22 protein-coding genes, 1 tRNA gene and 2 pseudogenes are annotated in these 24,828 nt (G+C 64.9%); 12 read left to right on the top strand and 13 right to left on the bottom strand.

Translation table 11 applies throughout. The features are described 5' to 3' along the window. The 3 genes and pseudogenes from QX124_RS31005 to QX124_RS30995 all read right to left on the bottom strand — a co-directional run. Positions 1-343, bottom strand: a pseudogene (locus QX124_RS31005) (cytochrome c3 family protein); the annotation flags it as partial. A 965-nt stretch (positions 344-1,308) separates the two neighbouring features. Then, positions 1,309-2,667, bottom strand: coding sequence for a cytochrome c3 family protein (locus QX124_RS31000; protein WP_315799222.1), 1,359 nt, complete (start codon positions 2,665-2,667; stop codon positions 1,309-1,311). Between the two features lie 12 nt (positions 2,668-2,679). After that, positions 2,680-3,558, bottom strand: a complete 879-nt coding sequence (locus QX124_RS30995) for a pyridine nucleotide-disulfide oxidoreductase (protein WP_315774014.1) — start codon at positions 3,556-3,558, stop codon at positions 2,680-2,682. Positions 3,559-3,917: 359 nt separating this feature from the next. Between QX124_RS30995 and QX124_RS30990 the strand changes: the two genes are divergently transcribed. The 8 genes from QX124_RS30990 (at position 3,918) to QX124_RS30955 (ending at position 13,485) form a co-directional block, all read left to right on the top strand. Beyond that, positions 3,918-5,219 carry an NAD(P)-binding domain-containing protein gene (locus QX124_RS30990; protein ID WP_315799221.1) on the top strand — a complete coding sequence of 434 codons (1,302 nt, stop codon included), beginning with the start codon at positions 3,918-3,920 and terminating at the stop codon, positions 5,217-5,219. Next, positions 5,206-6,729 (top strand): ankyrin repeat domain-containing protein, encoded by a 1,524-nt coding sequence (locus QX124_RS30985; RefSeq protein WP_315799220.1) that lies wholly within the window; start codon positions 5,206-5,208, stop codon positions 6,727-6,729. The genes QX124_RS30990 and QX124_RS30985 overlap by 14 nt, the downstream gene beginning before the upstream one ends. A 298-nt stretch (positions 6,730-7,027) precedes the next feature. Then, entirely contained in the window at positions 7,028-9,016 is a 1,989-nt protein-coding gene (locus QX124_RS30980) for a heme lyase CcmF/NrfE family subunit (RefSeq protein ID WP_315776559.1), read from the top strand. Positions 9,017-9,024: 8 nt separating this feature from the next. Then, positions 9,025-9,561: a DsbE family thiol:disulfide interchange protein gene (locus QX124_RS30975; protein ID WP_315737696.1), complete on the top strand. Its 537-nt coding sequence runs from the start codon at positions 9,025-9,027 to the stop codon at positions 9,559-9,561. Continuing rightward, positions 9,558-10,070, top strand: coding sequence for a cytochrome c-type biogenesis protein (locus tag QX124_RS30970; protein ID WP_315737695.1), 513 nt, complete (start codon positions 9,558-9,560; stop codon positions 10,068-10,070). Before QX124_RS30975 ends, QX124_RS30970 begins: the two co-directional genes overlap by 4 nt. After that, the gene (gene ccmI / locus QX124_RS30965; protein ID WP_315780969.1) at positions 10,067-11,386 is read left to right on the top strand and encodes a c-type cytochrome biogenesis protein CcmI; all 1,320 of its coding nucleotides are present in this window, start codon (positions 10,067-10,069) and stop codon (positions 11,384-11,386) included. The genes QX124_RS30970 and ccmI overlap by 4 nt, the downstream gene beginning before the upstream one ends. A 64-nt stretch (positions 11,387-11,450) precedes the next feature. After that, positions 11,451-12,104 carry a response regulator transcription factor gene (locus QX124_RS30960; RefSeq protein ID WP_315737693.1) on the top strand — a complete coding sequence of 218 codons (654 nt, stop codon included), beginning with the start codon at positions 11,451-11,453 and terminating at the stop codon, positions 12,102-12,104. A gap of 4 nt (positions 12,105-12,108) precedes the next feature. Further along, positions 12,109-13,485: a HAMP domain-containing sensor histidine kinase gene (locus QX124_RS30955; RefSeq protein ID WP_315780967.1), complete on the top strand. Its 1,377-nt coding sequence runs from the start codon at positions 12,109-12,111 to the stop codon at positions 13,483-13,485. Here the strand turns inward: QX124_RS30955 and QX124_RS31950 are convergent. The 3 genes and pseudogenes from QX124_RS31950 to QX124_RS30945 all read right to left on the bottom strand — a co-directional run. Further along, positions 13,392-13,625 (bottom strand): annotated as a pseudogene (locus tag QX124_RS31950) (hypothetical protein); the annotation flags it as partial. The gene QX124_RS30955 and the pseudogene QX124_RS31950 overlap by 94 nt on opposite strands. Positions 13,626-13,882: 257 nt before the next feature. After that, positions 13,883-13,967: transfer RNA gene (locus QX124_RS30950), tRNA-Leu, on the bottom strand. Positions 13,968-14,102: 135 nt separating this feature from the next. Continuing rightward, positions 14,103-14,396 (bottom strand): FliM/FliN family flagellar motor switch protein, encoded by a 294-nt coding sequence (locus tag QX124_RS30945; RefSeq protein WP_409997775.1) that lies wholly within the window; start codon positions 14,394-14,396, stop codon positions 14,103-14,105. 20 nt (positions 14,397-14,416) lie between these two features. Between QX124_RS30945 and lipB the strand changes: the two genes are divergently transcribed. Then, positions 14,417-15,139: a lipoyl(octanoyl) transferase LipB gene (lipB, locus tag QX124_RS30940; protein ID WP_315737691.1), complete on the top strand. Its 723-nt coding sequence runs from the start codon at positions 14,417-14,419 to the stop codon at positions 15,137-15,139. A gap of 2 nt (positions 15,140-15,141) precedes the next feature. Here lipB and QX124_RS30935 read toward each other — a convergent pair whose 3' ends face one another. Continuing rightward, the gene (locus tag QX124_RS30935) at positions 15,142-15,570 is read right to left on the bottom strand and encodes a 4-oxalocrotonate tautomerase family protein (RefSeq protein ID WP_315774009.1); all 429 of its coding nucleotides are present in this window, start codon (positions 15,568-15,570) and stop codon (positions 15,142-15,144) included. A gap of 108 nt (positions 15,571-15,678) precedes the next feature. On the opposite strand from QX124_RS30935, the gene QX124_RS30930 reads away from it, so the two are divergent. Further along, complete coding sequence (locus tag QX124_RS30930) at positions 15,679-16,536, top strand: LysR family transcriptional regulator (protein ID WP_315799219.1); 858 nt, start codon at positions 15,679-15,681, stop codon at positions 16,534-16,536. 59 nt (positions 16,537-16,595) lie between these two features. Beyond that, a complete protein-coding gene (locus QX124_RS30925; protein WP_315799218.1) occupies positions 16,596-17,642 on the top strand; it encodes an AraC family transcriptional regulator in 1,047 nt (348 codons plus the stop codon). A 14-nt stretch (positions 17,643-17,656) separates the two neighbouring features. Here the strand turns inward: QX124_RS30925 and QX124_RS30920 are convergent, their stop codons facing one another. From QX124_RS30920 to QX124_RS30910, 3 genes are read right to left on the bottom strand one after another with little or no spacing between them, the layout of a single operon-like run. Continuing rightward, positions 17,657-19,093, bottom strand: a complete 1,437-nt coding sequence (locus tag QX124_RS30920; protein WP_315799217.1) for a TIGR01777 family oxidoreductase — start codon at positions 19,091-19,093, stop codon at positions 17,657-17,659. Beyond that, on the bottom strand, positions 19,090-19,749 hold the full coding sequence (locus QX124_RS30915; protein WP_315799216.1) for a DUF4166 domain-containing protein: 660 nt from the start codon (positions 19,747-19,749) through the stop codon (positions 19,090-19,092). The genes QX124_RS30920 and QX124_RS30915 overlap by 4 nt, the downstream gene beginning before the upstream one ends. Before the next feature lie 17 nt (positions 19,750-19,766). After that, entirely contained in the window at positions 19,767-20,336 is a 570-nt protein-coding gene (locus tag QX124_RS30910) for a GbsR/MarR family transcriptional regulator (protein WP_315799215.1), read from the bottom strand. A gap of 149 nt (positions 20,337-20,485) precedes the next feature. Here QX124_RS30910 and QX124_RS30905 point away from each other — a divergent pair, with 149 nt between their 5' ends. Continuing rightward, positions 20,486-21,295 (top strand): class I SAM-dependent methyltransferase, encoded by an 810-nt coding sequence (locus QX124_RS30905; protein WP_315776566.1) that lies wholly within the window; start codon positions 20,486-20,488, stop codon positions 21,293-21,295. A gap of 117 nt (positions 21,296-21,412) precedes the next feature. Here QX124_RS30905 and QX124_RS30900 read toward each other — a convergent pair whose 3' ends face one another. The 3 genes from QX124_RS30900 to QX124_RS30890 all read right to left on the bottom strand — a co-directional run bounded on the left by QX124_RS30900 (position 21,413) and on the right by QX124_RS30890 (position 24,704). Further along, positions 21,413-21,715 (bottom strand): acylphosphatase, encoded by a 303-nt coding sequence (locus QX124_RS30900; protein WP_315737684.1) that lies wholly within the window; start codon positions 21,713-21,715, stop codon positions 21,413-21,415. Continuing rightward, complete coding sequence (locus QX124_RS30895; protein ID WP_315737683.1) at positions 21,712-22,578, bottom strand: isocitrate lyase/PEP mutase family protein; 867 nt, start codon at positions 22,576-22,578, stop codon at positions 21,712-21,714. Before QX124_RS30895 ends, QX124_RS30900 begins: the two co-directional genes overlap by 4 nt. Positions 22,579-22,688: 110 nt before the next feature. Next, positions 22,689-24,704, bottom strand: coding sequence for an acetyl/propionyl/methylcrotonyl-CoA carboxylase subunit alpha (locus QX124_RS30890; RefSeq protein ID WP_315799214.1), 2,016 nt, complete (start codon positions 24,702-24,704; stop codon positions 22,689-22,691). Between the last annotated feature and the right edge of the window lie 124 nt (positions 24,705-24,828).

The following is a 24,828-nucleotide window of genomic DNA, read 5'->3' as shown; positions in this document are numbered from 1 at the left end:
TGTGACAGCTGTCGCAGCGCGCGGTCGATACCGCCGCGTGGTTCATGGTGTAGGTGGCGAAGCTCGCCGCGGTGTTGCTGTGGCAGTTCGAGCACTGCAGCGTCCCGGTCGGGATGTGCGGCGGCGTCGTCATGCCCATCGCCGTCTTGCCGTTGTGGCAGGTCGCGCAGTTGGTGTCGGTCGCCGCATGCTTGAACGCCGCGCCACCGAAGCTGGCCGTGCTAGTGTGACAGGACTCGCACGGCAGATTGGTCTGGAGATGATTGCTGGACTTGCCGCGCGCCGTCGTCCCGTTGTGGCAGTTGGCGCAACCGGCGACGATGCCGGCGTGGTCCATCTTCATTCTGATGCGGAAACTCGCCGTCGACCTGTGGCACACATCGCATGGCGCCGCCGTCGTGATGTGGTTCTTCGACTTGCCCCGTGCCATCACGCCGTTGTGGCAGGTCGTACACGACGCTTTCGCCTGGGTATGATCGATCGCCCGAACGTCCTTCCATGTCGAAGTCTGATGGCAGCTCTCACAGCGCCTCGTGGTCATCGGATGGTTGACCGACATGCCGGCCGTCTGAGCGCCGTTGTGGCAACTGGCGCACTGCGTCTGTGTGCCCTTGAACCGCCCACCGACGTGGCAGGACGAGCACTCCACTCCAACGTGGCTTCCGGTCAGCGGAAACCCGGTCGAGACATGATCGAATGAACTCTGCGCAGCAGCGTGCCCTGCCAGCGCCAGAGCGAGCAGCATACCGGCAAGCAACCACCGCACCACATAGTGCGATGCTTGCGCCAACAGCCCCCGCTTGCTGTAGCAGCTGCTCAACTCAAACTCCCGATCTTCACTCTCGACTCGATCGCCATCCGAATATTCAACGGAGACCGGTCACCCCGAATCCAGCCGAAACCCTTGAGCGGCCCGCTGCTCGCCGGTCGCCCCAACAAACCCAAGACACTCCTGCGGATTTCCTCCCCAAACGGCCCGGCAGCATGCCTTCCCAGCTACCGAACACTCGGAACGCCCCCGGTCCCTTCAATCGAGCGCTACGTTGATCGGCGGCGACCAAGTCATCAGCCGGATCACGCAGCGTCACGCCCAACACAGGGCTTTATAGACCGGCAAAGCTGGCCCAAAACTGGGCCAAGCTGAACTCAAGCTGAATGGGTGGTAATGTTTCTGGTGTCCTTCGCTCACGAGGTTCTCGCAAGCGCATCGCGCAAACCGTTGATCTGCAGGCGAACTGATAGCTGCTGCGAGCTGATGTCAGCTCGACACGATGTCGGACGACCGATGCGCCAGCGCAGCCGTCCGAATCAGTTCCTGATCTGAACGTTGCGCCATCCCGTTGCGACATGGCAGCGCTCGCACGTCTGACCGAAAGTGCCATTGTGCACGTCCGAGCTGCGATGACAGCTGAAGCAATCCATCGGCAACTTCAGATCCGGCGGCGACTTGGCCTTGTGGCAGGCCTCGCATGTGATCTTCTGGTGGACACCAACCAGCGGGAATCGTGTCTGCCGCGCGTGATCAAAGCGCCACAGCCGCCACCCATTCGGATTGTGACAACTGGCGCACCGTCCTCCGAGCTTCCCCTGGTGGAAATCCTTGTGGCAGCTCTCACAGGCCATTGGCGTATTCTTGTAGGTCGGCGTCCGGTGGCACTCCTCGCAAGGCACCGACTTGTGCAGACCTATCAACGGAAAACGCGTAATCTCGTGATCGAAGGAGAGCCTCTTCCGCCAGCCCGCATCGCTATGGCAGGTCTCGCAACGTTCGCCGAGCTTACCCTGATGCGGGTCCTGCTTGCGGTGACAGGACACGCATGACGTCGCGAGCTTGTCCCGATAGAGATCACCCGTATGGCAGCTCTCACACTTCACCTTGGCATGCGCATTTCGCAACGGGAAGCGGGTCTTGTCGTGATTGAAGCGGACCGTCTTCCACTTCTCCTGATCGTGACACGTCTCGCACTTGTCGCCGAAGCGGCCGGCATGGACGTCCTGAAGACGGTGGCATGAGCCGCACGACGTCTGCAGATCCTTGTATTGCTGGCCGGAGTGGCACGTTGCACAAGCGACCGACTTGTGGGCGCCCACGAGGGGAAACCTGGTCTTCGTGTGGTCGAATTCCTTGGTCGCGCGCCATTTCACCGCCGTGTGGCAGTTCTCGCAGCGCTCACCGAGCCGGCCGCGATGAGGATCGAGCGCCTTGTGACACTCGAAGCAGGTCGAGGGCGTGTTGCGGAACTTCACCTTCGCGACATGACATCCAGCACAAGGAACGTTCTTGTGCGCATCGACCAGCCTGTAGTTCGTCATGTCGTGGTTGAATGTTTCCTTGTCGAGCTGGACGATGTCGGTTCCACGCCCCTTGTGGTCGGTGTGACACTGCCTGCATTCCTGGGTCAGCGCCGCCTGCTCGCGTCCATGCAGGCGCTCATGCTGCCTGCGATCGACTGCAATCTCCTTGTGGCAATCGAGGCAGAGGCCCGACTGCGCCTTCCGCGTGAAGGCTTCGTGGCACTTTCCGCATTCGCTTTCGAGCTTGGCATGCTTCTCGGCCAGCGGGCCCGGCATAACCAGTTTTTCAAGCAACGTCTGCGCTCGAAGCCCGGCCGACAGCAGCGCAACACCGACCATGACAGCGACAACCGCCGCTAGGCGCCACCTCATCACGAAACTCCGTCAATAGTGATGGACGGCCCAGACATGAACGAAACCCGCCAGCAGCATGAGAAAAAACAGCGGCAGATGCAGAACGTGCCACAGCGAAAATAGCCGTTCGAAAAATGTCAGTTCTGCGGCCTTCCGCACCGCAGCGGTGTACCTCCGCACGACTTCTTCGATTCGCTTCTCGCGCCGTCGCCGCTCGAACCACGACCATCGCGCACGCTTGGCTTCGGCGCGAATGAGCCGGCGCGCTTCCGCAACCACGTTGGCACGCAGCCGCCTCGTCCGCGCCGCGATGATCGCCCCCGTCCGCAGGCTCCCCAGCGCAGTTCGCGGCACCCTGTTGTCGAGCCCCTTGCTGAAGGCAGCCAACTCCCGCGACACGAATGACGCTGCCTGCATCTCCTGACCGAGCTCCATCCTCATCGCCTCGGCTTCCGCAAGCAGCTCCTTGATGCGCGCCCTTCCACCATGAAGACCCATGTGGATCTTGCCGTAGATATACCGGCCGATCACGCCGCTGATCGCAACGATCAACATGGCAAAGAATGCCACGTTGCTGTTGAGTGCTCCCAGCTTGAAGTTGGCATGAAACAGGATCAGCACGGGGCCAACGACGCCCAGCAGCATGTGCGTTTTGAACCAGAATGGCACCGAGCCGATCCCGCGGAGCGACTTGAAGCGCTTGCGCATCGAATAGGCCAGCAACGATAGCATCGCGACGCTGCCGTATATTCCGAGCCAGTAGCCGGTCCCCGATCCCGGCGTAATATATTCCTCCTCCTTCTGCAGCCATCCGATGCCGATCGCTGCGACAACGAGAAGTGTGACGATGACCGGGATGGTTCCTCGAAGAGGATCGCCGTTCGCGCGAACGACTGCTGTTCTGCTCATGTTCTCGACGCTTCCTGTGAAACCCAAATGCCGGATGGGCGAATGTCCGGCTTGCCTGCGGATCTCCGGATCTCAGTCGAGAGATTCCTTCCTGATAACCACTTGCAAATAACTGTTGCGTCCTCCGGCACTGACATCATTCGTGTGAGATCAGTGCGAGCCATATTTCCGCCGACGGCATCTGTTCAACGAATGAACTACTCCTTGTCCGCAAAACTACAAATCATTCTGGAATTTCTATGTCGGCATCTGTTGAGACGAATTTGCATCTAGCGATGCGGCCGACCTTTCCGGGCGGCCACCACAGCCGGCACCTGCTGCCGCCTACTGTCAGGACTTAAGAAGGGGAAAGAGAGGACATGGCGCTCGATCTCCTGATCGTCTACGCCGCGCCGATGCTCGGCGTCTGGGCCACCTACATGGCCGTGCGCAAGCGTAAAGAAATAAAGAGCGTCGCGAAGCTCTCGGCCGCCAAGGACGCCGGTCTTCTCGAACCGGCATCGCTCCACCCCATCATCGATCCTGCCTTGTGCATCGGCTGTGGCTCATGCGTCAGGGCGTGTCCGGAGGGCGACATTCTCGGCCTGATCGGCGGCAAGGCGGCGCTCGTCGAGCCATCGCATTGCATCGGACACGGCGCCTGCAAGGCGGTGTGTCCCGTGAATGCCATCACGCTGGTGTTTGGCACCGAAACGCGCGGCATTGACATTCCAAACGTGGACGAGGCGTTTCAGACCAATGTGCCCGGCATCTTCATCGCGGGGGAGCTCGGCGGGATGGGGCTGGTGCGAAACGCCATCGAGCAGGGACGCCAGGCAATCGACTCCGTCCGCAAGATCAAGAACATCGGCAAGTCGGACATGCTCGACGTCGTGATCGTCGGCTGCGGTCCGGCCGGACTCTCCGCCAGTCTCGCCTGCCTGCAGCATCGGCTGCGCTTCGTCACCCTCGAACAGGACTCGCTCGGCGGCACCGTCGCGCACTTCCCCCGCGGCAAGCTGGTGATGACCGCTCCCTTCACGCTGCCGCTCGCAGGTAAATTCAACTTCAGAGAGCTCAGCAAGGAGCAGCTGATCGAGTTCTTCATGAGCATCGTGCACAAGTCCCGCCTCAAGGTGAACGTCGGCGAGCGCGTCGAAGCGGTCGCCCGCGTCGGCGATGGCTTCGACGTCAAGACGAACTGCAGCAGCTACAGAACGCATGCGGTGCTCTTGGCAATCGGACGACGCGGAACACCGCGCAAGCTGGACGTCCCGGGCGAAGAGCAGACCAAGGTCGTCTATCGACTGATCGACCCCGAACAGTATCGCGGCCAGCACGTGCTCGTCGTCGGTGGCGGCGACGCCGCGCTGGAAGCCGCCTGCTCCATCGCCGACGAGCCCGGAACGACGGTGACTCTCTCCCATCGCAGCGACTCGTTCAGTCGCGCCAAACTGAAGAACCGTCAACGGACGGAAGCAGCCGCCCAATCGGGACGGCTCCACGTCATGTACAATTCGTCAGTCAAACGAGTTGGCGGTGACGACGTCGAGATCGATGCCGATGGTAGGACGAGCACGATCCGAAACGATGCCGTCATCGTGTGCGTCGGCGGCATTCTGCCGACGGCGTTCCTGAAGAGCATGGGTATCGAGGTCGAGACGAAGTATGGCACGGCATAAATCCTCTCCTGTCATCCTCCCGCTGATCTGTCTCGTCAGCTTGACCGTACCATCGGTCGCCCTGGCCGGCGACACGGCGGTGCTGGGCGGCAATCCAGCGGGCGCGAGCTCCGAAGTCCCCGGCACGAGCCAGGCTGCGGACGCGGCAATCCGGGCCGGACGTCCCGAGGAAGCACTGAAGCTGCTCGAGCGCGCGGCCATCGCCGGGGATCCAGAGGCGCAGTACCGCCTTGCATCACTCTACCGCGCCGGCCTCGGCACCAAATCAGACGACGCGCTGGCGTTCAAATGGATGGAGGCAAGTGCAAGGAAAGGACACGTCAAGGCACAGTACAATGTCGCAGCGATGTGGCTCGCAGGACGCGGAACGCCCGCCGATCCCGACCGGGCGCGGGATTGGCTGCGTAAATCGGCTGCGGCCGGTTATCAACCCGCCGAGCAGTTGCTGGCCGATACGGCCAACCGAAACGCGCGCCCGCGCGCCAGGGAGCCGGAGCGGGAAACTGCGCGCAGGCCCGCGCCGACGCTCGATGCGCAGGCTGCAATGCGAAACGGCCATCCGGCCATCATCGACGCCGCCCTGCGCGGCCAGCTTGATCCGATGCGCCAGCTCATCGCTGCGAAGGCTGACGTCAACGCGGTCAACCAGGACGGCGATACGCCTCTGGCGATCGCCGCGGCCGCCGGGCATCTTCGGCTGGTGGAGCTCCTGCTCGCCTCGGGAGCCAACCCGAACACCGGCAACCGGCGCGGCGACACGCCGTTGATGCTGGCAGCGGACAAGGATCATGGAGACATCATCAAATTGCTGCTGACAAAGGCGGCCGACCCATCTGCAGCGCGTGCGGATGGCGCGACCGCACTACTGATGGCACTCAGCCGCTGCAATGGTGCCGCTATCGCCGCGCTCCTCGACGGCGCTTCCGGCAGCCTGCCTCCGTTGGCAGACGGCCGGACCCCACTCATGATCGCGGTCGCGTCGTGCACCAATGGCCCGCTCAATCGGCAACTCGTTCAGAGGTCCGACCTCAACGCCGCCGATGGGCAGGGCCGCACCGCACTCTGGCACGCTGCCGGCAATGGCAATACGCAAGCGATCGGGCAACTGATCCGCGCAGGTGCGGACGTCAACCGCGCTGACGCCGACGACAAGACGCCGTTGCTGAATGCAATCGAAGGCCGCAGCGCCGCGGCCTCGCTGCTTCTGTTGGACCACGGCGCCGATCCGAAACGCGCGACAAGAGGCGGAAATACTGCTCTCATCCTCGCTGCGCGCGCCGGCCTTGCCGATGTCGTCGGTGAACTTCTCAGGCGCAAGGCCGATCCGAACGCGCGCAACGGCCAGGGCATGAGCGCGTTGATGATGGCGGCCCATGAGGGAGACATCGGCATTGCGCAAAGCCTTCTGGCCGCCGGCGCCGAAAGGCAATTGAGGAACAAGCGGCGCGAACGTGCCACGGACATCGCCGCCGCCAGCGGTCACAGCGATATTGCCAAGCTTCTGGAATAGCAGCCGATCTCGTTTCACCTTCCTGCCCATCATGCGGTCGACGCAGCGTTCGCTGTTCCATGGCGCCGCAGACGATTCGACCGCTATTTTCCAACGAACACAACGCTCCGTGCCGAGACGACCGGTGATACCGATCTCCGGCAGTGAGTGAGAATGAGTTGCAATTTCACGACGATGCGCGTCGATGGATCATCATCATTCCGTACGAATGATGCCTCATTCGGCGCATTGATTGTCGACGCATCACAGACACTTGATAGTTAGCTGCAGGAATATCCGCTGCAGTCGGAGATACTACATGACAGCGGAGGCCGGATCGTTTGCGCTCATTCTCGCGCTCATCGTGTCGCTGGTACAGTCGATCGTTCCGTTCGCAGCGCTGCGTCGCCAATCCGCGATGATCGCCGGCTTCGTTCGTCACGCTGCCCTGACTCAGTTTCTCTTCGTCGCGATCGCATTCGCTTGCCTGACGTCGCTGTTCGTCCACTCCGACTTTTCAGTCCAGGTCGTCGCAGCGAACTCGCACACGCTGAAGCCGCTGCTCTACAAGGTCTCCGGAGTCTGGGGAAACCATGAGGGATCCATGCTGCTGTGGGTCCTGATCCTCTCCTTGTTCGGCGCGGCAGTTGCATTGTTCGGAACGAACCTTCCCGAGCGGCTGCAGAGCAACGTTCTCGGCGTGCACGGCATGATCGGCCTCGGCTTTCTGGCGTTCATCGTCTCGACCTCGAATCCGTTCGCGCGGCTGGTCGATGCTCCCCTCGAAGGCAACGGACTGAATCCGATTCTGCAGGATCCCGGCCTCGCCTTTCATCCACCATTTCTGTACCTGGGTTACGTCGGCTTCTCGATGGCGTTCTCGTTCTCGGTCGCCGCGCTGATCGAGGGAAAGGTCGATGCCGGCTGGGCCCGCTGGGTTCGACCGTGGGTGCTCGCCGCCTGGTGCTTTCTCACGATTGGAATCACGCTGGGCAGCGCATGGGCGTACTACACGCTCGGCTGGGGCGGCTGGTGGTTCTGGGACCCCGTCGAGAACGCCTCCTTCATGCCGTGGCTTGCAGGGACTGCGCTGCTGCATTCCGCCCTTGTGGTCGAGCGTCGGAGCGCCCTCCAGAGCTGGACGATCCTGCTGGGGATCGTGACCTTCTCATTGAGCCTGATCGGGACTTTCCTGGTGAGGTCCGGCGTGCTCACCAGCGTTCATGCCTTCGCACAGGACCCGTCGCGTGGCGCATTCATCCTGGCGCTGATCCTGGTAGCGACCGGCGGGGCATTGACGCTGTATGCGATCCGGGCGCCAAGCCTGAAGCACGGCGCGCTGTTTGCAGCGGTCAGCCGCGAGAGCGGCCTCGTCCTCAACAATGTGCTGCTCACCGCAGCCGTGGCCACCGTGTTTCTCGGCACGTTCTACCCGCTCCTCGTCGACATGCTCGGGAACGACAAGATCTCGGTCGGCCCTCCCTACTACAACTTGACGTTCGTTCCGATCATGGTTCCGCTGCTGCTTGCCATGGTGATCGGCCCGGCTCTGAAATGGAAGCGCGATCTCCTCGTTGCGGCGCTGCAACGGCTCCGTCTGGCCGGGGGGCTTGCGGCATTCGTCGCCGTCGCAATCCTCGTCGCGACGTTCGGACAGCGTTTCCTGGTCGCATTCTTCTTCGGCATCGCCGTCTGGCTCGTGATCGGCTCGTTGATGGTGCTGGCTCATCGCGTGCGCCTCGGCACGACGACTCCCTTGGCGACCTCGCTCAACCTCGCGCGCACCACCCCGCTCGCGGTCTACGGCCTGGTGCTGGCCCATGCGGGAATGGGCGTCACCGTCGCAGGCATTACCGGGATGACCGCGTGGGCCTCCGAGAAGGTGCAGATGCTGCGGCCGGGCCAGAGCCTGCAGCTCGCGGGCTATGACATCAAGTTGCGCTCGATCGGAAAATTTCCGGGCCCCAACTACGAAGCCGAGCGTGGCTCGTTCGACATCACGCGGAACGGAAAGCCGTTCACGCAGCTTTCCAGCGAGCGCCGCTTCTATCCCGTCAGACAGCAGCAGACGACCGCCGCCGGCATTCGAACCAACCTGATCTGGAACCTCTACGTGACGCTCGGCGACCCCGACGACAAAGGCGCGTGGGCGGTGCGCTGCTACTATCACCCTCTGGTGCCGCTGGTCTGGATCGGCGCACTGATGATGGCTTGCGGCGGCTTCATCTCGCTGGCCGACCGGAGATTTCGTGTCGGTGCTCCGCGACGGGCGATGCGGGCCGTACCGACTGCCGTTCCTGCTGAATAGGACGAGATATGCCGCGCCTACCCTATCTCATACCTCTCGTGGCCTTCGCCGCACTGGCCGCTGGATTGGCTTTCAGCCTGACCAACGATCCGCGGCGAATGCCCTCGACCCTGATCGACAAGCCGACGCCGCGCTTCCAACTCGCGTCGCTCGACGGCAAGGGCGGCGGTCTTGCCAGTACCGATCTGCAGGGCGATGTGGTCCTGCTCAACGTGTTCGCATCCTGGTGTCCCGGATGCCGCGTCGAGCACCCGATGCTGCTCAAGCTCGCGGAGAGCTCCGCCATCCCGATCTACGGACTGAACTGGAAGGACGATCGGAACGACGGCAAACGCTGGCTTGCCAAGCATGGCAGTCCCTATGCCCGTGTCGGCTCCGATGAGTCCGGCCGGGCCGGCATCGACCTCGGCGTGACCGGCGTTCCCGAAACCTTCGTGATCGATCGGGCCGGCCGCATCCGCTACCGCTATCCCGGCCCGCTGACCGAAGATGTATGGCGTGACGATTTCGAACCTCTGCTGAAGGCACTCAGGAGCGAGTCATGAGCTGCCGGCGGATGAAGGGATTAACCGGAGCGCTGCTCGTCAGCTCGCTCGTGCTGACGGCGACCTTGTCGCCGTCCCGTGCGGTGCTTCCGGACGAAATGCTGCGGGATGAGGGGCTGGAGGCCCGTGCGCGCGCGCTGGGCCAGGAGTTGCGCTGCGTCGTTTGTCAGAATCAAAGCATCGACGATTCGAACGCTCCATTGGCGCATGATCTGAGGGTTCTGTTGCGCGACCGCCTGCAGGCCGGCGACAGCGACCGGCAGGCGGTGGACTTCCTGGTCGCACGCTACGGCAACTTCGTCCTGCTCAAGCCTCCCTTGCAGTGGAATACGATCCCGCTGTGGATCGGCCCGCTCCTGGCGCTGCTGGCGGCCATCGTCGGCTTCGGCCGCTACGTGCGCCGCGCGGCAGCCAATGCGACCGCGCTCGGAGCGGAGCACGTCGCTCCGCTCAGCGCCGACGAACTCAAAGCCATCGAGGCGATCCTCGATCGACGGAGCCTTTCATGATGCTATGGCTGATCCTGACGGCGATGATTTCCGTGGCCGCCGTGCTGATATCGACGCCCTTCATCCGCAACTACGAGCGGAGACGGTTGGCTTCGGCTCAGGGACTTGCCGTCCACCACGACCAGCTCCGCGAGATCGAGAACGAAACCGCACGGGGCCTGATCGACAAGTCGGATGGCGAGAACGCGGCCAGCGAGATCAAGCGGCGCATTCTCGCCGCAGCCGCCGCCGAACAGCCGCCGGCGCCCTCCCTCACCAGCTCCGAACGAAAATTTGCGCTCGCCGTCGTCACGATGACGGTGGTGTTCGGCTCCGTCATCCTGTACGCGGTCATCGGAAATCCGGATGTCCCCGCAGCCGCGCCGGGCCAGACCGCCAGCAGCACGACGGCGAGGTCGGTTGGCGAGGCGCGATCCGACGCCGGCACCCGGGCCATTGCCTCGCTGGAGCAGATGACCAGCCAGGACGGTCGCGACCGACCGCAGCAGGGCAGCGGACTGCCGCCGGTCGAAGAGATGATCCAGCGTGTGCAGACCAGACTGGAGCGGAATCCCAAGGACGCCGACGGATGGCGGCTGCTGGGCTGGTCGCTGTTCAACATCGAGCGCTTTGCCGAGGCGGCACAGGCCTATGCGCGCGCAATGGAGCTGCGGCCGGGCTCGGCCGAATACCGCAGCGCACGCGGCGAAGCGCTGGTGCGGGCCGCGGACGGCACCGTCACGTCCGAAGCCCGCGCGGATTTCGACGAAGCACTCAAACTGGATCCCAAGGACGCGCGCGCCCGCTTCTTCATCGGCGTCGTGAAAGAGCAGGAGGGCGACAAACGGGGTGCGATGGCCGACTGGACGGCGATCGTATCGGAGGCCGATCCGAACGAGCCGTGGCTGCCCGATCTCAAGCAGCGGCTCGGCGCGCTTCGTCGCGAACTCGGGGAGGATGACGGCTCACCATCGCCTGCCCGACCGAACCTGTCCGCCGAGCGCATGCAGGAGCTCCTGCGCTCCGGCAAGACCGCCGCGACCGAGCCGGCGGAGCCGCGCGGCCCCCGCGCCGAGGACATCCGCAAGGCCGAAAGCATGTCCACACAGGACCGCAACCTCATGATCCGCGGCATGGTGGATGGCCTTGCGAGCCGCCTCGAACAATCACCGCGCGATGTAGAAGGCTGGATCAAGTTGATCCGCTCGCGGGTCGTGCTGGGCGAGGTCGAAGCGGCGAAACAGTCGCTGCAACGCGCACTGTCGGTCTTCGCGGAGGACGTCCCGGAGCGCACGCGCATAGCTGACGCAGCCAGAGAGCTCGGAATCAATCCATAACGTTCGAGGGCCCGATCCGCGTGTCATCATCGTCGGAACCCGTTCGGCAACCGGAGGAATGGCAATGCGCATTCTGCTCATAGAGGACGAGCCCGTCTACGCGGAGCGCATCAGGGAAAGCTTGGCCGATGCCGGTTTCGAGGCGGATCTCGCCACCGATGGCAAGCAGGGCTGGATGCTGGGCAACAGCCAGCCCTATGATGCCGCGGTCCTCGACCTCGGCCTGCCGTGCATTTCGGGCCTCGACGTGCTGCAACGCTGGCGTCATACCGGGCACACGCTGCCGGTGCTGATCCTGTCGGCCCGCAGCGGCTGGGCCGAGCGTGTCAACGGCCTGAACGCTGGCGCGGACGACTATCTCGAAAAGCCCTTCAAGGCGCAGGAGCTGGTCGCGCGGGTCAAATCGCTGCTCCGTCGCGTCTCTAGCAGACCGGAGGCCGTGCTCCGCCTCCGGCAGATCGAATTCAACGCGGCGGCTGGCCTGGTCAAGAAGGACGGGCAGATCGTCGACCTGACTGCACTCGAGTTGCGCGTCCTCGAGCTCCTCATGCGCCGCGCCGATCATATCGTGTCGCAGACCGAGCTACTGGAGCACATCTATCCGAGCAGCGACCATCGCGACTCCAATACGGTCGAAGTCTACATTGCCCGGCTCAGGAGAAAGCTGGGGCGTGATTGCATTCGCACCGTCAGAGGCATGGGATATCGCTTCGGATAGAGCAATGTTCAGCCGCAACTTCCGAGCCCGCATGATCGTGGTCGCCGCGATCTGGATTTCCATCGTCTTGTTCGCCAGCGGGCTCGGACTCTCGATCGTCATTCGCCGTGTCGTCGTGGCCCACTTCGATCATGACCTCCTGGATCACGCCCGCGAGCTCGCCGACCTCGTGGAAATCGACGCAACGCAGCGGCTATTCATCGCCCGCAATCTGAGCGATCCGCGTTTCTCCCCTGCCAGGTCCGGAATGTATTGGCAGGTCATCCTGCAGAACGGCGAAACCGCGCGTTCGCCGTCGCTACAGGATGACCTTTTTCTTTCATTCACGCCCGATCAGACTCGCGAGGGTTCCCTGCCTCCCTCCACGGCGCTTACGAATGTGGAGGGACCGACTGGGCCGATGCGCATGGTCCGAAACATCAGCGAGCCGTCTCGGCTCGGGCAACCCGTCGAAATCCGTGTCGGTGCCGACGAGCGACTGATCAGTGACGAGATGCAGCACCTCAATCTGACGCTGATCGCGACGCTGGGTATCATGGCCCTCGCCATGGTTGGCACCGCCTACGCTCAAGTCGTTTACGGCCTGCGGCCACTCCAGCGCATGAGTCGCGCCATCGTGGACGTGCGCAGCGGCAAGACCACGCGGCTGCCCGAGGACCTGCCGGAGGAAATCATGCCGCTCGTCACCGAGTTGAACGGAATGATTGCGGCAAATCTCATCATGGTCGATCGCGCTCGCGTGCTCGCAGGAAGTTTTGCACACGCGCTGAAGACGCCTCTGGCAATTCTCGACGAGGAGGCAGCACGGCTGAAAGCATCCGGCCAGGAGAGCCACGCTCAGATTCTGTCGGAGCAGTGCTCGCGAATGGCGCTGCTCATCAACTACCAGACGGCGCGCGCAAAGGCCTCCACGATCGCGAATGCAGGTGCGTTTGCGGTCGTCGCAGACGTCTTGAGGAGCGTCATCAATACCTACTCGCGATTCAGCCCGGGGCACGACCGGCGGTTCGAAGTCGAAGGAGCAGCCGACGTCGTCGTTGCCTGCGATACGAACGATCTGACCGAACTCATCGGCAACCTGCTCGACAATGCGGCAAAATGGGCACATGACCGCGTCGTGATTTCGATCGAGGATCTCGACAGCACCGTCTTGATCACGGTGGAGGACGACGGGCCCGGCATTCCAGTCGAAGAGCGAATGCGCGTATTCGACGTGGGCACGAGACTTGACGACGCGAAGCCGGGCACTGGGCTCGGTCTGGCGATTGCCCGCGACCTGACCAGTCTCTATGATGGCCGACTATGGATCGAGGATTCGAGAATTGGGGGCGTCGCCCTGAAGCTCGCACTTCGAAAGAAGGGTGATCCAAGCTCATCGTGACATGACTGGTGCCCGCAGCGCCACACGAAGCCGCCCTGGTCGATGCGTTTGGTGAACAGACGCCCCCCATTGCCGTCACAGAACCGGACCTTCAGCACCAACGCCTTCTTGCCGCGGAAAGCAAACGGGTAGCCGAAGAACGGCCCTTCGTCGGCGCGTCGTGTACCAGCATCGAGACCCCGAAATGCCGGCTCACGACATCGCCCAAGCCAACCGTGAGAAGCCTGGCATCAGCGGAATGGACGAGGTGGTCGCGTTCGACCAGAGCCTGTCATCGGAGGATTTTCTCAAGCCCGTCGCAGAAAACAGGACAGCAACGACCCGCGGGAACGAGCGGTAACATTCCCAGGCAACATCCGAAAAAGTTCAAGGATTTCAAGGATTAAACGAGGATTTATGGTGCGCTCGGAGGGACTCGAACCCCCACGGTGTTACCCACTGCCACCTCAAGGCAGCGCGTCTACCAATTCCGCCACGAGCGCGAAGAAGAAGCCGGAGCCAGAGGAAGGGCGGCACCGGATCAGTGGCGCCCGTGTATCAAATCGATGTCGGGGGGACAAGGCCCGCCCTGCCCTAAAATACCGGATTGTGGATGGTTTTCGCGCCGCCCGGGGCCGCTATCGCGACGTCGGCGTCGGCGAGCGCGGCAGCATCTGCTTGACCTCGACCGCGATGCGGTTGCGGTCGACCAGCACGACCCCGTTGGCGATCGGCAGGTTGTTGGCGAGCACCTTGACGTCATCAGCCTCGGTAGCGTCCAGCTCGATGATGGCGCCGCGGGACAGGCGCAGAACCTGGTGGATGGGCATGGAGCAGGTGCCGAGAACGACCATCAGGTCGACTGTCACTTTATCGAGGGTTGACACTGCAGGACCACCGAAGTCACGACTGGATTTTCGTTGCCCAGACATCACCATGTTGTGGTTAGCCAATGGTTAACAGCCGCCAAACACTCGACCTGACCACCTTTGCGGGCCCCCCCGGCAACGCCGTGGCGTGGTGCATCTCCGATTCGCTGGTCGACTACGCCCAGGCCACCGAATTCATGGAGGCGCGGGCGGCGGCGATCGCCGCCAACGAGGCCGCGGAGATGGTCTGGCTGCTCGAACACCCGCCGGTCTACACCTCCGGTACGTCGGGCAAGGCGGAAGACCTGCGCGATCCGCGCTTTCCGCTGGTGCCGACCGGCCGTGGCGGCCAGGTCACCTATCATGGGCCCGGCCAGCGGGTGGCCTATGTCATGCTCGACCTGAAGCGGCGGCGCCCCGACGTACGCGCCTATGTCGCCGCGCTCGAGGAGACGATCATCCGCACCCTCGACGCCTTCAACGTGCGCGGCGAGCGGCGCGAGGATCGCGTCGGCGTCTGGGTCAAACGGCCCGACAAGGGCGAGGGCCATGAGGACAAGATCGCCGCGATCGGCGTGCGGCTGAAGCGCTGGGTCACCTTTCACGGCATCGCCATCAATGTCGAGCCGGACCTGTCGCACTTTCAGGCCATCGTGCCCTGCGGCGTGACCGATCCGCGCTACGGCGTCACCAGCCTGGTCGATCTCGGCCTGCCGGTGACGCTCGCCGATGTCGACATCGCGTTCCGGCAGGCGTTCGAGAGCGTGTTCGGCGCCGTCAGCGTCGCGCAGCCGGAGACGGCATGAGCTCACGCAGCGCCCTGCTGCGGCGGCACGCCGAGCTTCGCCGCGACATAGCGGCGCTCCTGGCTCAAGCCGCCGAAGCCGTAGGCATCCGCCTTGACCTCGTCGACATGAAGGTAGGTCTCGTGATGCAGCGGTCCGATCAGCTCGGCCATGCGCGCGAACACCGCGGCGAGATAGGCGGCCTTCTCGTCCTTGGTATTGGTGCCCTCGCTGACGTGGACGTCGATCCAATAGCTTGAAAGCCCCTGCTCCGCCAGCGCGGCGCCGCCGGCGAACCAGTCCGCGGCATCCGCTTCCGAGACGATGACGGCGGTGACCTTGGGATCCTTGCGCAGGATGCGTGCGGTCAGTTCGGTGACGGCGTCCGCAATGTCCTTCTTCAGCGCGGGCGAGCGACGCTGGCTGGCATAGACGATGTTGATCAATGGCATTTTTGGCTCCCGGTCTCGAGCGCGTGACTGCGCTTCGAGAGCAAAGCTAGCCCCACGCCGCCCATTTTGGTACGTTATCGATATGGATATCAATGATAACAGACGCATATGACCGCCACGCTCGACATCGCGACCGTCCGCGCCTTTCTGCTGGTGAGCGAGCTGCACAGCTTCACGCGGGCGGCCGAGACGCTTGGCACCACCCAGGCCGCGGTCAGCCTGAAGCTGCAGCGACTGGAAGCGCTGCTCGGAAAGCGGCTGCTCGAGCGTTCGCCGCGCGCGGTCCGGCTCACCGCCGACGGCGCGGCTTTCGCCGAGAACGCCCGCGCGCTGGTTGCCGCGCATGACCTCGCGCTCACCGGAGCCCCCAGCATCCGGCCGCTGCTGTCGTTGGGGATCAGCGATCACGTCGCCGGCCCCGAGCTGGTGCCGATGCTCGAGCAGATGCATGCAGCCATGGCGGACCTCGTCCTGTCGGTCAGCATCGGCTTCTCGCGCGACCTGCTCGACCGCTACGATGCCGGCAAGCTCGACGCCGTGATCGTCCGCCAGGAGGCGAGCCGCCGCGGTGGCGAAGCCTTGATCACGGACGAGTTCGGCTGGTTCGCAGCTCCCAGATTTCGTCTGCCGGCGGGCGGCACGCTGCCGCTCGCCACGCTCGCGCCGCCCTGCGGCGTGCGCAGCATCGCGGTCCGCGCTCTCGAGCGCGCCCGAATCAGCTTCAGCGAGACGTTCGTCGGCGGCGGGGTGACGGCCGTTGCGGCGGCCGCGCGCGCCGGTCTTGCGGTTGCGCCGCTGGCCCGCCGGATCGCGCCGAGCGGACTGATCGATGTCGGACCGGATCTCGGCCTGCCCAAGCTCGGCCGTTCCAAGGTGATGCTGCATGCAAAGGCGGGAGATGCGGCCAAGCGCGCGGCCTTGCGCACGCTGGCCGCGGCCTTCCGAAGCGCCGCGATGTCGAAGTAATTGACGCCCGCGGAGCCTGATGTAGCATGGGTTGATGATCGGAGCTCAGGAGCAGCGGCTTGAACCGTCTCTTGACCGCAGCTGACCTCGTCAGCGCCCCAGCAAAGCCGAGCCCGGCCTCGACCGGCGCGACCGGCCTCGAACCGTTACATCGCCACGCGCTGATCCGAACCTCCAACGCCGACGTGCTGCGCGACCTCGCGGGGCGCCGGCTCGGCGCCGAGCGCGTCGACTTCAGGAACGCCGAGCGCTTCGAGGCGATCGTCAACCTGATCGAACTCGAGACCATCGGCCTCGCCTTTGGCACCACGACCTGCGACATGGTCTGTGACCATCGTGCGGCCGACTTCATCAGGGTGCAGATCGCCCTGAAGGGACGCGCGGTCAGTTGCGCCCGCGGCGAGGCGACCGACGTCAACGAGCATCAGTTCGCAGTCGCGCCGGCCGGCGTGCCATGGCAGATGGCGTGCCAGGGTGGCCATCGACGCCTCACTTTGCGGCTCGATCCGCAAGCGCTGCGGCGGCGCCTGACGGCGCTGGTCGGCGTGCAGCCGCGCGCCGACTTTGCGGTCGCCCCCGCCATTCCGGCCGCCGATCCGCAGGCCCGCAGCCTGATGCGGCTGCTCGATTTCCTGACGACCCAGCTGAACGAGCAGGATGCGGCGTTCCCCGCTGCGGTCTATCGCGAGCTGGAGGATGCGGTGCATGTCGCGTTCCTCTGCGCGAGCCGTCATCGTTTCCGCGACACGCTCCTGGATCCCTCTCCGATGCCGGATTTCGGCCTGGTCAAGCGGCTCGAAGATTACATCGAGGCCAACTGGCGCGAGCCGATCACGATCGAGCGCCTTGCGCGCGAAGCCGGCGTCAGCGCCCGCTCGATCTTCCGTCTGTTCGAGCGCGTGCGCGGCTATTCGCCGATGGCCTTTGCCAAGTCGGTGCGCCTGCGGCGCGCCCACGAGATGCTGCGGTCCGGCGATCCGGCCGTCACGGTTGCGGCGGCGGCCGCCGCCTGCAACTTTGCCAATGCCGGACACTTCGCCCGCTACTATCGCGCCACGTTCGGCGAGTTGCCATCGGCGACGATGACGCGCGCCGAGCAATCGTGACGGCTTTCGGCCGCTCACAGGATGGCTTCGAGCGCGCTGCGCAGGCTCTGATGGCGGAACACGAAACCGCTCGACAACGCCTTGTTCGGCACCACGCGCTGGCCGCCGAGCAAAAGCTCCTCGGCGAGGTCGCCGCCGATCCGGCGCAGTAGGCCGGCGGGAACGCGCAGCAGCGCCGGTCGCCGCAGGCAGCGCGCGAGCTCGGCGGTGAAGGCGAGATTGCGCACCGGCAGCGGCGCTGTCGCATTGACCGGCCCGGTGATGGTCTCGGTCGCAATCACATGCGCGATCAGCCGGACGAGATCGTCGCGCTCGATCCAGGACATCCATTGCAGGCCGGAGCCGAATGGCCCGCCCAGGCCGAATTCGAACGGCGTCAGCATCCGCGCCAGGAAGCCGCCGTCGCGGCCGACGACGAGACCGATCCGCAGCAATGCGACGCGGACGCCATGTGCTTCGGCACCGCGAGCCGCCTGCTCCCAGGCGTCGCAGAGGTCATGACTGAAGCAGGCATGCGACTTGGCGGATTCGGTCAGCGGCTGGTCCTGCCACAGGCCGTACCAGCCGATCGCCGAGCCGTTGACCAATACACTCGGCTTGCGGTCGAGCCGCGCAATCAGAGAGACGACGGCTTCCGTCGTAGCCAGCCGGGACTGCAGGATCGTGGCGCGCTTGGCCGCGGTCCATGGCGCGTTGCCGATCGGCTCGCCGGCGAGATTGACGATCGCGTCGATGCGGGTGTCGGAGGCGAGCTGATCGAGACCGGTGATCAAGGTCAGTGGCGCCGGCAACGCGGCGGCCTTGGCCGGGTCGCGCACCAAAGCGACGACGTGATGGCCGGCCGCGGTGAGACTCGCCGCCAGCCGCGTGCCGATGAAGCCGGTCGCACCGGTGACGAGAATGGTCTGCGCCGGCGGCAGCGCCGCGACCAGCGCGGCGGCATCGGGCTGTGACATCCGCGCCAGGCGCCGTGCCGCGGTGAAGTCGCGCAGACCGCACAGAGCAGCGCCAACCGCGGCCGCGGCAGCAATCCAGCTCAGCACGCCCGCATAGGCCGGCACGATCGCAGAAGGCCGCGTCGCCCAGCCGATCAGCAGCGGCACCAGCAGCATCAGGATCGCGCCGTAGTTGATGGCGAGCAGAGTGTGATTGATACGCTCGCTCGGTGGCAGCCTGCGCGTCAGATCCTCCTCGACGAAATCGGTCAAGGTGATGGCGATCTCGGCCACGAGCACCGCGAGCAGGAGGATTGCGAACAGGCCATGCACCTCGCACCAGCCGAGGACGGCGAACAGCAGCGCATAGAGCACGTTGCGGATACCGTGCAGCTTGAGCTCGCCCTGCTGCGACGGCCGCCACGCCAGGCGCTCAGTGAACTCATGGTGATAGAAGGTGTCGAACACGCCCATCACGATCTGGAGCGCGATCAGGGACCAGAGCAGCGGCGTCATGGTGTGGACTCCCAGAACACGGCGCTCTGGCGGATGATGCGCCCGAAGCGCGGGTGGGTGATCTCGAGCGAGAAGCGAAAGACGCCGCTGCCGAGATCGGAATGGGTGACGGTGAGGTCGCCGGGCGTGAGCCATGCCGGCAGCGCCCAGCGCCGGCCCGCGAAGTCGAACGTGTAGCCGGCGCTATGGAAATGAAGCGCCCCATCGGCGACGCCGACACGCAGGCTCATGCTAAGGCCCCAGCCGAGATATTCCTCGAGCCCCGTTGGACCGGCGAAGCGCTTGGCGGAATGGATCACCTGCGGGAAGCCATGCGGGCGCCCGCAGATGCGCGTCCAGATCTGACCGCCTCTCGCCGCGTCCTCCGTCACCGCGACGATCATCGGCACACCGATGTCCGCGCGCGTCGGCAGCGGCCCGCCGATCAGCCGTGCCAGATGCGCGAACCAGAAGCCGGCACGGCTGATCTCGGCCTGATCGACCTCGCCGACATAGACGACGGTGGCGCCATCGGCGAGTTTCTTGGAGAAGCGGCGCCAGATCGACACCGGCAGTCGTCCCCAGTCTTCGGCGGACAGCAGCGCACGAAACCTGTGATCATCATGGAGCCGGGCGCTGGAGGGCGTTGAAAGTCCGAGATGTCGCATGGTGACCATGACGCCCTCCACTCTCCTCAAGCGCTGCCGGACCTGGACCTTCCCGACGGCAACAGATTTGCAATCTTCTCGCCGAGCTTGATCAGCGCGACGAGACGCGGCCGCGGCACCCTCAGCATCTGCACGTACCAGCGGTCGATCAGCTCGGTGAACGCCAGCATGTCTTTCAGACGCTTGGCTGCGACCGCGCTGATCGTGGGATCTCCGGTCGCTTCCGCGACGCAGGCGCGCAGCGCCGCGATGGCCGGATCGATCTCGCGTTCCTTGCGGCCGGCCGCGATCCGCTGCGCCACCTCCCAGATGTCGGTCTCGGCCTCGAAATGATCGCGGCGGTCGCCGAGGATCGGCACGCGCCGGATCAAGCCCCAGGCGAGCAACTCCTTCAGCGAGTTCGAGACATTGGAGCGGGCCATGCCGAGCGTGTCGGCGATGTCCTCCGCCGTCATCGGCTTCTCGGCGAGATACAGCAGGCCGTGGATCTGACTCACCGAGCGGTTCACACCCCACTGGTCGCCCATGTCGCCCCAGTTGAGGATGAAGCGCTCGACGGCGGGCGGAAGCTTCCGATTGCCTGGTGTTTCTGTCATGACAGAAATATCTGACTACAGAGAGTGAATGTCAAGAGCGTCTTATTTGAACCGGGCGGGTGGCCGGCAAGACGGATGTTACAGCGCCCCTCTTGCGCGCGCCGAGACCGCCTGATCCCCGCCTGCCCCATCTGCAACAGGAGCAAGCCATGACGGCATCCGACAAGGCTTTCACCGGATCGATCCCGCAGATCTACGATCAACTGTTGGTGCCCTTGATCTTCGTGCCCTACGCGCAGGATCTTGCGCGGCGCATCGCGGCCTGCCTGCCGCGCGACGTGCTGGAGACGGCGGCGGGCACCGGCGTGGTCACGAGGGCGCTGCACGCGCAACTGCCGCCGGAGGTCCGGATCACCGCCACCGACCTCAACGAGCCGATGCTCGCACAGGCGAAGACGCATCTCGCCACCGAGAGCCGCATCGCATTTCGTCAAGCGGATGCGCTGGCCCTGCCCTTTGCCGACGCGAGCTTCGATGCCGTCGCATGTCAGTTCGGCGCGATGTTCTTCCCCGATCGCGTCAAGGGTTATGCTGAGGCCCGCCGCGTGCTCAGGCCCGGAGGACGTTTCGTCTTCAATGTCTGGGACCGGATCGAGGAGAACGAAATCCCTCACGTCGTTCACGAGACGTTGCAGCAGGTGTTCCCCGAAAACCCGCCGCAGTTCTTCACCCGGACTCCGCACGGCTACTACGACACCGGGCGGATCGAGGCCGATCTGACAGCAGCAGGCTTCACCGATATCGTGATCGAGACGGTTGCACATCGCAGCCGCGCCGCCTCGCCACATCAGTCGGCAATGGCGTTCTGCCAGGGCACGCCGATGCGCGGCGAGATCGAAGCGCGCGGCACGCCCGGCCTCGCAGCCGTCACGCAGGCGGCCGCGGACGCGCTGGCGCGCCGGTTCGGCGACGGACCGATCGAGGGCCGCATACAGGCGCTGGTGATCTCCGCGGCGTGAGCGACAGCGGCCGCTCTACGGTGCACCGCGGGTGAAATGCACCCGCAGCAGGACCAAAGCCGTCCAGAACAGGAAGCCGACAAATGTGCACGATCGGTAGTCGGCAACGGAAGACGACTACGCCGTCTGCAGCACCGAGAACGATTCGCCGGGCCGACGCAATGCGAGCTGATCGACCGTCCCGGCGACGTCGATCACGTCGTCGACACGCGCAGCCGGCGGCCCTTTGCGGCAGGCCGTGACCATCGCCGCGACGTCATCGGCGGGACCGGCGAAGACCGCCTCGACGCTGCGGTCGCTGCGGTTGCGGACCCAGCCTTCGAGCCCGTTGAGGATGGCCTGGTCCTCGACCCAGGCGCGGTAGCCGACGCCCTGGACGCGGCCGCGGACCGTGACGTGGACGATGGCGCGACCGATCATGAACCAAGCCCCAGGAACTCGCGAAGTCTCTTCTTCACGTCGCCATCGCGCATGACGCGCGCGGTCAGTTCGGCCGACGGCAGCCCCTTGAGCTGCTTCGGCGAGGCGCCGTTGCGCAGCGCCTTCAGCGTCTCATGCACCGCCTGCGTCGCGGCCGCGATCGGTGCATGGCCCTGCAGCGCGACGCGGACGCGGCGCGAGGCGAGATAGCCGAGATCGGACATCTCCTCCGGCGCGCCACCGAGCACGATCGGCAATGTGGTGACTGCCGTAATTGCATCGAGCTGATCGCGCGAGGTGATGCCGGTGAAGAACAGGCCGTCGACGCCGCAGGCCTCGTAGGCTTTGGCGCGCATGATCGCGTCGTCGAGCGAGGCGATGGAGACGGCCCCGGTTCGCCCCAGAATGACCAGCGCGGGATCGCCTCGGCCGTCGAGCGCTGCCCTCACCTTGCCGACCCCTTCGGCGAGCGAGATCAACTGCGGCTTCGCCTCGCCAAAAGCCTGCGGCAGCAGCGTATCCTCGATGGTGAGACCCGCGGCACCGGCCGCCTCCAGCTCCTGCACCGTGCGGCGCACGTTCATCGCATTGCCATAGCCGTGATCGGCATCGACCAGCACCGGCAGCGCGGCGGCGCGCGACATCCGCCGCATCTGCTCGGCCAACTCGGTCAATGTGATCAGCGCGATGTCGGGATCGCCGAGGACGGCGAGCGAGGCAGCCGAACCGCCGAACATGCCGAGCTCAAAGCCGAGATCTTCGGCGATGCGGATCGAGATCGCGTCGTACACCGAGCCCGGATGGATGCAGCGATCGCCGGCGAGGATCGCACGGAGCGCCTCTCTGCATGCACGGAAGGTCATCCTCGCCTCCTCTCTCCCGTCATTGCGAGGAGCGCAGCGACGAAGCAATCCAGAGCTATCTGTCGAGCTCTGGATTGCGTCGCTGCGCTCGCAATGACGATGACTGCTGCTTACGCAAACTCCAGGATCAGCGCGTCCACCGCAAGCGTAGCGCCGGCTGTCGCGTGGATCTTCTTCACCGTACCGTCCTGCTCGGCGCGCAGCACGTTCTGCATCTTCATGGCTTCGACCACGGCGAGCGTCTCGCCGGCCTTGACCTCCTGCCCTTCGGTCACGGCGATCGAGACCACGAGGCCGGGCATCGGGCACAACAGCTTCTTGCCGCTGTCGCCGGCGGTGACGACCGGCATCAGCCGCGCCGCGGTCGCCTCGGCTTCCGTGTAGACGTAGACTGGCGCTTCGACGCCCTGATGCGCAAGCCGCACACCGTTCGCAATGAGGCGCGTCTGCACTGCGATGGCCGCGCCATCGATGGTGCCGTGCCAGACCGCATCGCCCGGTTTCCAGTCCGACACCAACTGATGCGCCGGGCCGACCTTGCCGTCGGCCCCGACGAAGCGAACCGTGATCGCGCCGTTCTCCCTGGTGATGTCGAGCAGGATCTCGTCGCGTCCGAGCCACACCGCGCGGCGGCCCTGCCGCTTCACGGGCCGGCCGATCATCTGCTGCGAAATCTGCCGCTTGCGCTCGCCGAGCACGTGGTCGATCGCGGCGCCCACCGCCGCCAGCCGGCGCGCGATCTCGCCTTCCGGCGCACGCGCGGCGAAGCCCTTGGGAAACTCCTCGGCGATGAAGCCGGTCGACAGCCTTCCCTCGCGCCAGCGCGGATGGTTCATCAGCGCCGACAGGAACGGGATGTTGTGGCGGATGCCGTCGACATAGAACGCGTCGAGCGCGGTCGACTGCGCCTCGATCGCGGCAGCCCGCGACGGCGCATGGGTGACCAGCTTGGCGATCATCGGATCGTAGTAGATCGAGATCTCGCCGCCCTCCTGCACGCCGGTGTCGTTGCGCACGGTGATGCCGTCCGCCTTGCTCTCGGCCGGCGGGCGATACTTCACGAGGCGCCCGATCGAGGGCAGGAAGCTGCGGAACGGATCTTCCGCATAGACGCGCGACTCCACCGCCCAGCCGGTCAGCGCGACGTCCTTCTGCGCAAGCGCGAGCTTCTCGCCGGCAGCGACGCGGATCATCTGCTCGACGAGATCGATGCCGGTGACGAGCTCGGTGACGGGATGCTCGACCTGCAGGCGGGTGTTCATCTCCAGGAAGTAGAAGCTCTTGTCCTGGCCGGCGACGAACTCCACGGTGCCGGCGGAGTCGTAGTTCACGGCCTTGGCGAGCGCGACCGCCTGCTCGCCCATCTTGCGCCGCGTCTCCTCGTCGAGCAGCGGCGACGGCGCCTCCTCGATGACCTTCTGATTGCGGCGCTGGATCGAGCACTCGCGCTCGCCGAGATAGATCACGTTGCCATGCTTGTCACCGAGCACCTGGATCTCGATGTGGCGGGGATCGACGATGAACTTCTCGATGAAGACGCGGTCGTCGCCGAACGAGGCCTTGGCCTCGGCCTTGGCGAGGTTGAAGCCCTCGGCCACCTCGGCGGTCGAATGCGCGATGCGCATGCCCTTGCCGCCGCCGCCGGCGGAGGCCTTGATCATGACGGGATAGCCGATCTCGTCGGCGATGCGCACGGCATGCTTGTCGTCCTCGATGACGCCGAGGAAGCCTGGCACGGTCGAGACCTTGGCCTTGGCGGCCGCCTTCTTCGATTCGATCTTGTCGCCCATCGCGGCGATGGCGCCGGGGTTGGGGCCGATGAAGACGATGCCAGCCTCGGCCAGCGCCCGCGGAAACGCCTCGCGCTCGGACAGGAAGCCGTAGCCCGGATGCACCGCCTCGGCGCCGGTCTTGCGGCAGGCCTCGACGATGCGGTCGATCAGGAGATAGCTCTCGGCGGCGGCGGGCGGGCCGATCAGCACGGCATCATCGGCCATCTCGACATGAAGCGCATCGCGGTCGGCTTCCGAATAGACCGCAACGGTCCGGATTCCCATGCGGCGGGCGGTCTTGATGACCCGGCAGGCGATCTCGCCGCGGTTCGCGATCAGAATGGTTTTGAACATTTCTTGCTTGATACCTTTGGGCGGGCTCCCCGCTCGTGGCACAGGCGTAACACCGCGAGCTTGACCGGTTCGTCTATACCAAAATCGCCCGCGCGCAACCCGCCTCTCGTTCCGACGTTGCCGT

The organism is Bradyrhizobium sp. SZCCHNRI3043 (assembly GCF_032377735.1).
Lineage (GTDB): Bacteria > Pseudomonadota > Alphaproteobacteria > Rhizobiales > Xanthobacteraceae > Bradyrhizobium.
The sequence above is the reverse complement of the archived record's forward strand: the minus strand, read 5'-3'. Positions and strand labels throughout refer to the sequence as shown.